General features: G+C 67.5%; 1 protein-coding gene. It reads left to right on the top strand.

Translation table 11 applies throughout. The features are described from left to right. Nucleotides 1–1,124 (top strand): acyl-CoA dehydrogenase family protein (locus tag KS423_RS45980; protein ID WP_224285586.1); only part of this gene is annotated, 1,124 nt, incomplete at both ends.

Here is a 1,124-nt window from a genome sequence, read left to right as displayed (position 1 = left end):
ATCTCCGAGGAGCACGGGATGCTCCGTGAGGCGGTGCGTTCGCTGGCCGAGGCGAAGATCGCTCCGTTCGCGGCGGAGGTGGACGAGCAGGGGCGGTTCCCGCAGGAGGCGCTGGACGCGTTGCAGGGCAGTGACCTGCATGCGGTGCACGTGCCGGAGGAGTACGGCGGTGCGGGGGCGGATGCGCTGGCGACGGTGATCGTGATCGAGGAGGTGGCGCGGGTGTGTGCGTCGTCCTCGTTGATTCCGGCGGTGAACAAGCTGGGGTCGCTGCCGGTGCAGCTGTCGGGTTCGGAGGAGCTGAAGGCGAGGTACCTGGGGGCGCTGGCGCGTGGTGAGGGGATGTTCTCGTACTGCCTGTCGGAGCCGGAGGCGGGCAGTGACGCGGCGGGGATGAAGACCCGGGCGGTGCGTGACGGGGACTTCTGGGTGCTGAACGGTGTGAAGCGGTGGATCACCAATGCCGGTGTGTCGGAGTTCTACACGGTGATGGCGGTGACGGACCCGGAGAAGCGCTCGAAGGGCATCTCGGCGTTCGTGGTGGAGAAGGGCGACGAGGGCGTCTCGTTCGGTGCGCCGGAGAAGAAGCTGGGCATCAAGGGTTCGCCGACGCGTGAGGTGTACTTCGACAATGTGCGGATTCCGGCGGATCGGATGATCGGTGCGGAGGGTACGGGTTTCGCGACGGCGATGCGCACGCTGGATCACACGCGGGTGACGATCGCGGCGCAGGCGGTCGGGATCGCGCAGGGCGCGCTGGACTATGCGAAGGGGTACGTCAAGGAGCGCCGGCAGTTCGGCAAGGCGATCGCGGAGTTCCAGGGGGTCCAGTTCATGCTGGCGGACATGGCGATGAAGCTGGAGGCGGCGCGGCAGCTGACGTACGCGGCGGCGGCGAAGTCGCAGCGTGGGGACGCGGATCTGACGTTCTTCGGGGCGGCGGCGAAGTGCTACGCGTCGGATGCGGCGATGGAGATCACCACGGATGCGGTGCAGTTGCTGGGTGGGTACGGGTACACCCGGGACTACCCGGTGGAGCGGATGATGCGGGACGCGAAGATCACGCAGATCTACGAGGGGACCAACCAGGTCCAGCGGATCGTGATGGCCCGCAACCTCCCGTA

Source organism: Streptomyces sp. LS1784 (assembly GCF_020103755.1).
Lineage (GTDB): Bacteria > Actinomycetota > Actinomycetes > Streptomycetales > Streptomycetaceae > Kitasatospora.
Note: the sequence above shows the minus strand (reverse complement) of the source record. Positions and strands in the feature narration are given on the sequence as shown.